The organism is Microcystis sp. M31BS1 (assembly GCF_020245285.1).
GTDB lineage: Bacteria > Cyanobacteriota > Cyanobacteriia > Cyanobacteriales > Microcystaceae > Microcystis > Microcystis panniformis.
The window spans coordinates 1-8,620 of sequence record NZ_JADBVE010000328.1; the positions used below are offsets into that span (position 1 = coordinate 1).

General features: G+C 45.2%; 6 protein-coding genes and 2 pseudogenes. 5 read left to right on the plus strand and 3 right to left on the minus strand.

The features are described from left to right. Positions 1-460 precede the first annotated feature (460 nt). From IM509_RS18555 to IM509_RS18565, 3 genes are all read left to right on the plus strand, one after another. Positions 461-1,222: a peptidylprolyl isomerase gene (locus tag IM509_RS18555; RefSeq protein WP_072927341.1), complete on the plus strand. Its 762-nt coding sequence runs from the start codon at positions 461-463 to the stop codon at positions 1,220-1,222. 76 nt (positions 1,223-1,298) lie between these two features. Further along, positions 1,299-4,268: a peptidase domain-containing ABC transporter gene (locus tag IM509_RS18560; RefSeq protein WP_052278302.1), complete on the plus strand. Its 2,970-nt coding sequence runs from the start codon at positions 1,299-1,301 to the stop codon at positions 4,266-4,268. A gap of 229 nt (positions 4,269-4,497) precedes the next feature. After that, entirely contained in the window at positions 4,498-6,279 is a 1,782-nt protein-coding gene (locus IM509_RS18565; RefSeq protein WP_185238096.1) for a beta-barrel domain-containing protein, read from the plus strand. Here IM509_RS18565 and hisA read toward each other — a convergent pair. After that, positions 6,276-7,037: a 1-(5-phosphoribosyl)-5-[(5-phosphoribosylamino)methylideneamino]imidazole-4-carboxamide isomerase gene (gene hisA / locus IM509_RS18570; protein ID WP_052278303.1), complete on the minus strand. Its 762-nt coding sequence runs from the start codon at positions 7,035-7,037 to the stop codon at positions 6,276-6,278. The genes IM509_RS18565 and hisA overlap by 4 nt on opposite strands. A 446-nt stretch (positions 7,038-7,483) precedes the next feature. On the opposite strand from hisA, the gene pedR reads away from it, so the two are divergent. Then, complete coding sequence (gene pedR, locus IM509_RS18575; RefSeq protein ID WP_002754772.1) at positions 7,484-7,765, plus strand: photosynthetic electron transport-dependent transcriptional regulator PedR; 282 nt, start codon at positions 7,484-7,486, stop codon at positions 7,763-7,765. Continuing rightward, positions 7,749-8,300, plus strand: coding sequence for a TolB family protein (locus IM509_RS18580; protein ID WP_052278304.1), 552 nt, complete (start codon positions 7,749-7,751; stop codon positions 8,298-8,300). The genes pedR and IM509_RS18580 overlap by 17 nt, the downstream gene beginning before the upstream one ends. Positions 8,301-8,370: 70 nt before the next feature. Here IM509_RS18580 and IM509_RS18585 read toward each other — a convergent pair. Both IM509_RS18585 and IM509_RS18590 read right to left on the minus strand, forming a co-directional pair. After that, positions 8,371-8,473, minus strand: a pseudogene (locus tag IM509_RS18585) (IS30 family transposase); the annotation flags it as partial. 23 nt (positions 8,474-8,496) lie between these two features. Then, positions 8,497-8,620 (minus strand): annotated as a pseudogene (locus tag IM509_RS18590) (IS630 family transposase); the annotation flags it as partial.

Consider the following 8,620-nt stretch of genomic DNA (forward strand, 5'->3'; position numbering starts at 1 on the left):
GGGTTTCTGATTTAGGCTATCAGATACCGCTTTTTTTCCTCGCTCACTACCTCAGATGTACCAAGTCTAAAGCAGCAGGAAATGCCGTCACTCTAGGCATCTAGAGGACAGGACTAAGGTTATTACTAACCCGCACCTGTAGGGTTATCAAGTTATCAAGGTACTACATTTACCAAGCGGCTAATCCTCTAAACGTCTTACTGTCTAGTTTCTAGCCAACGAATCGCACCACACCCTACACCCCACACCCCACTTCCCACACCCCACACCCCACACCCGCCAAGATGACCGACTTGTTTGTTTAATTTCTGTAATTTTCGGCTTTCAAAGGGGAAAACTCAAATTAGAATAGGGAGGGATACCTTAAAATTGCTGTTTTGGCGTATAATCACCTCAATAAAATTTAGAAGCTCCTAGAGTTGATAGTTTTAAACATTTCTGTGAGGAAAATGTATTTATTATGAGTTCAATTATTGAAATCGGCGACCAAAAAATTAGCGAGTCAGAGGTATTGCCTCTTTTGGCAAAATATGGTATGTTACCCCAGTTAATCCGGGAAGTAATTATCGAGCAAGCGATCGCCAATATCACCTGCAATCCCGAAGAAAGAAACGCCGCCTATTCCCGTTTCTATCAAAATAATCAAATTGCCAACGATGAACAAATGAAATCTTGGTTACGACAAAACGGGATGGATTCCGAACAACTAGAATATCTAATTCTGCGGGACATTAAATTGGAAAAATTTAAACAGGAGACTTGGGATAACAAAGTAGAATCCTACTTCTTGCAAGTCAAAAATCAATTGGATAAGGTGGTTTATTCCCTGATTCGGACAAAAAATATCGGCATTGCCCAGGAACTATTTTTCCGGATACAGGATCGAGAAAATACCTTCGCTGAACTAGCTAAAAAATACTCCCAGGGAGCAGAAGCGGAAACCGGAGGACTAATCGGACCTGTGGAACTGAGCACTCCCCATCCCCAGATTGGGCAAATTCTCAAAGCCTGTAAACCGGGGCAACTGTGGCCACCGACGCAAGTGGGAGAATGGGTCGTGATTGTCCGACTGGAAAAATATTTATCCTGTGAACTGGATCCTCCCACCCGTCAACGCTTACGCAATGATTTATTCCAACAATGGTTAACGGCTCAAATGCAAACAGTGAAATTTATCTCCGAATCAAACCCAGTCAATAGCGAGCAGGGATCGATTATATAGCATTTCCTTGCAACACTGGGTAAACCTAGTCTTTTCGCTTAATTATTTGCCAACTTAGTCAATTTTCGCCTAGCCAATGAGTTATACCACTTTAGATTTTACCGCCTTTCTGGAGACCGTACAGCCCTTTGATCGCCTGCCCGTCGAGGTTAGACGTTCTCTGGGCCAGAAATTACAACCCTTTCGCTATGAGATGGGCAATGCGATCCTCAAGTGCGACCGCTTACCCTCCCACCTCGTCCTTCTCTACGAGGGAGAGGCCAGACTTTTGGGTTACGATGCTAGGGTTGACAATCCGTTGCCGGTTACTTTGGCTAAATTGCAGCCGGGGGATTTATTCGGGTGGATCAGTCTCCTGCGCGGTAGCCCCTGTGAAACGGTGATCGCTTCTTCGGAAGTCACTATCTGTTTAACCTTAAAACAAGAGGATTTTTGGTCTTTAATCAATAATTACCCCGAATTTAAGGAACATTTCTTTAAAGAAACCTCGATCGCTGAAGTTTATGCTCTCCTAGGCTCCTATCTTAATCAACAGGCCTGGGGTGGGGGGGACCTGAAAGAAATTGCTCAGGCTCTTTTAAACAAAGCTTGTGTGTCCTACGACCAGATTAACGATGATTATCTCTGGTTAGTCAGCGAAAATACTGATAATTATCCTACCGGCACAGTTATCACCCAGAATAATCCGACTAGCACGCGCTTATTAGGTCTTTCCTCCGACCAGTTAGACGAATTCTTGACAGTTGCAACCGAAGCGGCTGCGGAAACAGAAACGGATGATATCTGGGAAACCCAAGTCATTAAGGGAAATAAACCCACCCAGGTATTAGATATCCCCCAAGGAAGAATCAGCGACATCACCAGCGATATCGACCTTGAAAAAACTGTCCAGAAAAACCGCAAGTCATATCCTTTTTTCAGGGGAAAAACGGAACTAGAGGCGGTGAGTGCCTGTTTTCAGATGCTCTGCAAATATTTTAATATCCCCTTTCGCAAGGACGTGATCCAACGCATTCTAGGGGATCAACTGCAAAGAACTGGCAGCCTTTCCCTGCCCCTGTGTGGGGCTGTGGCCGAGGTAGTGGGACTCCATAGCCAATTAGTACCCCTAAATGCTTCTTCCTTGCCCAATATCAACCCTCCTGCCCTAATTCGCTGGCAAGACAGCATCGTTATCCTCTACGAAATCAATCAACGGGAAACCACGATCGCCGTTCCCGAACGGGGGATAATTAAACGCAAAACCAGCGAATTTCTGGAATCTTGGGACGAAAAAGGGGAAGTAATTCTGCTCAAACCCACCAAACACACCCAGCAACAGCGTTTTGGCTTATCATGGTTTTGGCCTTCTGTCAAGAAACATAAACGAGTCTTAATAGAAGTTTTTATCGCTTCTTTCTTCGTGCAGTTATTTGCCCTGGCCAATCCCTTGATGATTCAGGTGATCATCGATAAAGTGATCGTGCAGAATAGCCCGGAAACTCTGAACACCCTCGGGGTTTTCCTCTTAGTAATTGCCGTTTTTGAGGGGATTTTAACCTTTTTGAGAACATCTCTTTTTGTCGATACCACTAACCGCATCGACATGACCCTCGGTTCAGAAATTATCGATCACCTGCTGCGCTTACCCCTGAAATACTTTGAACGGCGGCCTGTGGGGGAAATTTCGACAAGAATCAACGAATTAGAGAATATTCGGCAATTTTTAACAGGTACAGCCCTAACGGTGGTGTTAGATGCCATTTTCTCGGTTATCTACATCGTGGTTATGTTGATCTATAGTCCGATTCTAACCGTTTGGGCCCTGGGAGTCGTGCCGATTTTAGTTCTCTCCACAGCTATTTTCGCACCAATCGTGCGGCGACAACTGCGAGCAAAAGCGGAACGAAACGCCGAAACCCAATCCTATCTAGTGGAGGTGATGACGGGAATCCAAACAGTAAAAGCACAGAATATCGAATTGCGTTCCCGTTGGCAGTGGCAAGAACGTTATGCGCGCTATGTGGCCGAAGGTTTTCAAACGGTCATGACCTCAACTTTGGCCGGTTCCTTTAGTCACTTCTTTAACCAATTATCGGGTTTATTAGTGCTGTGGGTGGGAGCAGCCTTAGTTTTAGACGGACAACTCACTCTTGGTCAATTAATTGCCTTCCGGATTATCTCTTCCTACGTTACCTCGCCGATTCTGCGTTTGACCCAACTCTGGCAAAACTTCCAAGAAACTGGCTTATCCCTAGAAAGATTGGCCGATATCGTCGATACTCCCCAAGAAGCGGAACTTGATCGCCAAAACATCCCCATGCCCTTAATTAAAGGCACTGTCACCTACGAAAACCTCGCTTTCCGCTTCAATCCCCACGGCGCCCTGCAACTATACAACGTCAACTTAGAATTCCCCGCCGGTACTTTTGTCGCTTTGGTGGGAGAAAGTGGCGCCGGGAAAAGTACCATCACTAAACTATTAGCCCGTCTCTATGAACCAGAATCGGGACGGATTCTCATCGATGGCTATGATATCAACAAAGTGGAACTCTATTCCCTGCGTCGTCAAATCGGCATGGTTCCCCAAGAAACCCTATTATTTGACGGTACGGTACAGGAAAATATCGCCCTGACTAACCCCGATGCGACTGTGGAGGAAATTGTCTCGGCAGCGAGAGCAGCTGCAGCCCACGAATTTATTATGACCCTACCCAATGGCTATAATACCCGCGTCGGTGAACGGGGGGCATCCCTATCGGGGGGACAACGACAACGGGTTGCGATCGCTCGTTCCGTCCTGCAAAGACCGCAAATTCTCATTCTTGATGAGGCCACCAGCGCCCTCGACTATAACACCGAACGGCAAGTGTGCCTCAATCTCAAAGAAGCTTTCAAGGATCATACGGTCTTCTTTATTACCCATCGTTTAGCTTCGATCAAATCCGCCGATATTATTGTCATGATGGATAAAGGGACAGTAGCGGAGGAAGGCACCCACGAGGAATTAATGGCCAAAAAAGGCCTTTACTATACTCTCTATAAACAACAGGATTCGCAAATCTAGTCAGTCGGTCGTCAGTTATCAGTTATCAGTTATCAGTTATCAGTTATCAGTTATCAGTTATCAGTTATCAGTTATCAGTTATCAGGAGTCAGGAGTCAGGAGTCAGTAATCAGGAGTCAGGAGTCAGAAGATTAGTTTTATTTATTCTCCCCACACCCCACACCCCACACCCCACACCCTACACCCACGAAAAACTTTTTCAGCAAACCCTAAATATAGGAGAATCTTCATGAACGGTAATTCTAACAACGGCCACAACGGCAACGGCAATGGCAATGGCAACGGTAAAAGCGATGAACTGACCCAAGCGGGTAAAAACGTGGCCACTACCACGAAAAATAAAAGTATTAGCCCTTCTTTACCCACTTTTAGCCCACCGGAACAATCGGTGATCCTGAAACAATCACCCATTTGGTCGCGGACGATTATCTGGACATTAATGAGTGTCACCACTGCCGCTTTAATTTGGTCAGCGCTCGCCAAAATCGAGCAGGTGGTGGGCGCCCAAGGACAACTTAAACCCCAGGGGAAAGTGCAAGAAGTACAAGCACCGGTGAATGGGGTAGTACAGTTCGTGAAAGTTAAAGACGGCGATCGAGTTAACAAAGGTGATGTACTGGTTTTAATGGATTCCAGTGCCTCGCAAGTGCAGTTAGAATCTTTGAAAAAAATTCGCACCACTGCTGAGAAGGAAAATCAATTCTATCGTCTCTTAATGGCGCAGGATCTGACACCGGCACAAGTGGAAAGTTCGATCACTCAATTAAAGTTACCGAGTGAAATCGCCGATTTAGCCCGTAATCGTGCTGCTTTGGTGGCAGAAAATCAACTTTATCAAGCACAGGTCAATGAAGGTGCCTCTAGCTCTGCTTTAGAAGGAGATCAATTAGCCCGTTTAGAGGCTGCCCGACGGGAGGCCAATTCTCGACAAGCGGCCGCTAGATTGGAAATGGAACAATTAGAAAAACAATTAGCCCAAACCAGGGTACAGTTGGCCGATGCCCGCTCGCAATTAATCAATGATCGCTTCGTCTTAGAAGAAATTAAGACTCGTAATGCCAATTCGATGAAACAGGGCCAAGAAAGCTTGGATATCGAGCGTAATATTCTTAAGGATATTGAACCCTTGGGGGAAGAAGGAGCGATCGCCCGTTATCAGATTAATAAACAAAAACAATCTGTAACTGATCGCCAGAATGAATTACAGCAGCAAGAGGCTAACGGCAAAATCGATCGAGAAAAACAAGAGAAAGAAGTACAAACCCGCATCGCCGAAATTTCCCGTTTGGAACAGGAGGAAAAGCGTTATTCCCTGTTGATTTCCCAAGCACAAGAAAAGCTGATTAACACCACGGTAATCACGGAAAAAGATGTGCGCGATAAAATGGCGGACAATCAAAAACGGATCGCTGAAATCGATAGTCAGATCAGTCGCATTATTATTGATAACAACAAGCGCATTGCCGAACTAGACAGTCAAATTAGTCAAGCACAACAGACGATTAAATATCAAAAAATTACTGCCCCCATCGGTGGTGTGGTCTTCGATCTCAAGGCGCGGCCCGGGTTTGTTCCCCAACCGAGTCAAGCGGAAGCATTATTAAAAATTGTTCCCGATGGCTGTCCGACTGAGGTCAAAGATGCCGCTAAAGGTTGTTTAGTGGCAGAGGTGGACGTGACTAACCAAGACATCGGTTTTGTGCGCGTGGGACAAAAGGCCGATATTCGCATTGATTCCTTTTCCTACAGTGAATACGGTGATATTAAGGGAGAAGTAATCTCGATCGGTTCCGATGCTTTACCTCCCGACGAAAATCACCGTTTTTATCGGTTCCCCGTCCGGGTACGCTTGAACAGTCAAGAGTTAGTTTTGAAAAATCAATCCACTCTACCGCTGCAATCGGGGATGTCCGTGAGCGTTAACATCAAAGTCAATGAAAATCGCACTGTTTTGGGACTATTTACCGATATGTTCAATAAACAGGTGGATACTCTCAAACAAGTCCGTTAAACGAAAAAATTCGGGGGTAGATCCTGCCAACGGCCCGATCCGATCGCGCTAATCGCTTCCGAGAGGTTAACTGCACCGGTATAAAGGGCGCGGCCCACGATTACTCCCGTTACTCCCAAAGGTTCCAAAGACAATAAACTCAGTAGGTCCGTCAGGGAACTAATGCCCCCAGAGGCGATTACGGGAATTTCGACAGATTCGGCTAATTCTCGCAAAGCGGCGAGATTCGGGCCAGAAAGCGTGCCATCTCGATGAATATCAGTGTAGATAATCGTGCTGGCTCCTCTTTTTGCCATATCTTGCCCAAGAGCGATCGCATCTACCTCGGAGGTTTCTAACCAACCCCTGGTGGCTACTTTGCCATCGCGAGCATCAATACCGACAATTATTTGCCCCGGAAAGCTTTGACAAAGTTCGCTGACTAATTCGGGCTTTTCTACGGCTACTGTCCCGACAATCGCCTTTTCTACCCCGATTTTTAGGAGATTACTCACCGTTTCTACATCCCGCAGTCCACCCCCCACCTGTACGGGAATGGCAATATCATTAAGAATTGTTTCAATAGTTGACAAATTAACCGATTTACCCTCTTTGGCTCCATCCAAATCAACTAAATGTAATCTGGTTGCCCCCTGATTGACCCATTCTCGCGCCACTATTGCGGGATTATCGTTAAAAACCTGCGATTGTTGGTAATCTCCCTGATAAAGTCGCACACATTTGCCATCGAGAATATCAATAGCGGGGATAACTTCCATGTTTTTCTCAATATCTAACTAAGGAGCGTTTTTCATTATATAGTACCAGCCTTGTCAGTTATCAGTTATCAGTTATCAGTTATCAGTTATCAGTTTTGAGTCTGAGAGGGGAACAATCCCTCTCAACGCATTGTCCACAAAGGTTTTAAAGTGTCAGCCATTGCGGGGATCGGGGGGAAAATTCCGGGACTTTTTCCCTGAAAATTAGGTAGTTGACCACCTGAAAATCGATAAAACCCCACACCCCACACCCCACATCCCACACCCTGCTCCTAGGAAAAGCTTTTTGCCGCAAACCATCTGTATTAAGTGTGCATCATCAAATGGCAGTAACAGTGCCGTCTTTTCACTGATTACTGTTTACTGATCACTGATCACTGATTATCGATTCCTGGGGAAAAAATTCTTCTAGAATGATAAGTACATATACGAGAGGAATTATACTCATGTCTGCTGGGAAGTTTCAAACAGCCGCTTCATTATCCGATCGAGAGCTAGAAATACTCGATTTAGTGGCTAATGGTTTAACCAATCAAGAAATCTCGGAAAAGCTGGAGATTAGTAAGCGTACCGTTGATAATCATATTAGTAATATCTTGACAAAAACAAAAACCGATAATCGGGTGGAATTGGTGCGTTGGGCATTGCATTGGGGTAAAGTTTGTCTTGATGATATTAATTGTTGTATCCTTCCTTCCCCGGTGCCGACCGATGATCAGGTTTCCTAAACTTCTGGGACTTTTGCTTGCGGTTAATATCATCAGTCTGGGGGGATGTAGTGATGCGGGTTTTGTCACCCCTCCCCAACAGCTTTTAGGAAATACTTTAAATACCCCTTCCTCTGAAGATAATCCCCGTTTTAACTACGATGGTCGTTATCTGGTCTTTGCCTCCGATCGCATGGGACAACGAACGGTTTATTTATTCGATCGAGTGGCTAATCGTTTAGTTCCCCTACCGGGGTTAAATCAAGCAAAAACCTATCAAGATCAACCGGATATTAGTGCCGATGGTCGCTATATTGTTTATGTGTCGGAACAGTCCGGTAAACCCGATATATATATTTATGATCGACAAACTCTGCAAGCAAAAAATATCACCGAAAATATTTTAGGAGAAGTGCGTCGTCCGACGATTAGTGGTAACGGTCGTTTTATTGCTTTTGAAAGTAATCGTTTCGGTCAATGGAATCTGGAAATATTCGATCGAGGTAGCGAAATTTCTCCTTCTTTACCCCCGATCAATTCTTCCCCGTCCCGATAGTATTGGGGGAGAAGGGAGAAGGGTGTGGGGAGACCACTTCCTGCGCGTTGCGGGGGAGATGGGAGAGGAGAATATCCACACGCCCCGGAATCCCTCCACGCTTACTTTTTGCTCCGTATCGACTCTTTCTTTTTCCTCGTCTGGCCGCGTAGGTATTCTTGATACTTTCCACAGTCAAGGGTAAGCTTTTACGCATTTAAGTTACATTGACAGCATTACCCTTATTTTTAAGTTTTCTACTCCATTTAATAATCAATCCCCCTTCATTTAAAAGCTGATTGACTACTTTTTCCAGTTCTTCTTTATTTTCAAATTCTCGA

Excerpts from the sequence above, each read along its gene's own strand:
- IM509_RS18555 (WP_072927341.1), top strand. The coding sequence starts at position 461 with ATGAGTTCAATTATTGAAATCGGCGACCAAAAAATTAGCGAGTCAGAG.
- IM509_RS18560 (WP_052278302.1), top strand. The coding sequence starts at position 1,299 with ATGAGTTATACCACTTTAGATTTTACCGCCTTTCTGGAGACCGTACAG.
- IM509_RS18565 (WP_185238096.1), top strand. The coding sequence starts at position 4,498 with ATGAACGGTAATTCTAACAACGGCCACAACGGCAACGGCAATGGCAAT.
- hisA (WP_052278303.1), bottom strand. The coding sequence starts at position 7,037 with ATGGAAGTTATCCCCGCTATTGATATTCTCGATGGCAAATGTGTGCGA.
- pedR (WP_002754772.1), top strand. The coding sequence starts at position 7,484 with ATGTCTGCTGGGAAGTTTCAAACAGCCGCTTCATTATCCGATCGAGAG.
- IM509_RS18580 (WP_052278304.1), top strand. The coding sequence starts at position 7,749 with ATGATCAGGTTTCCTAAACTTCTGGGACTTTTGCTTGCGGTTAATATC.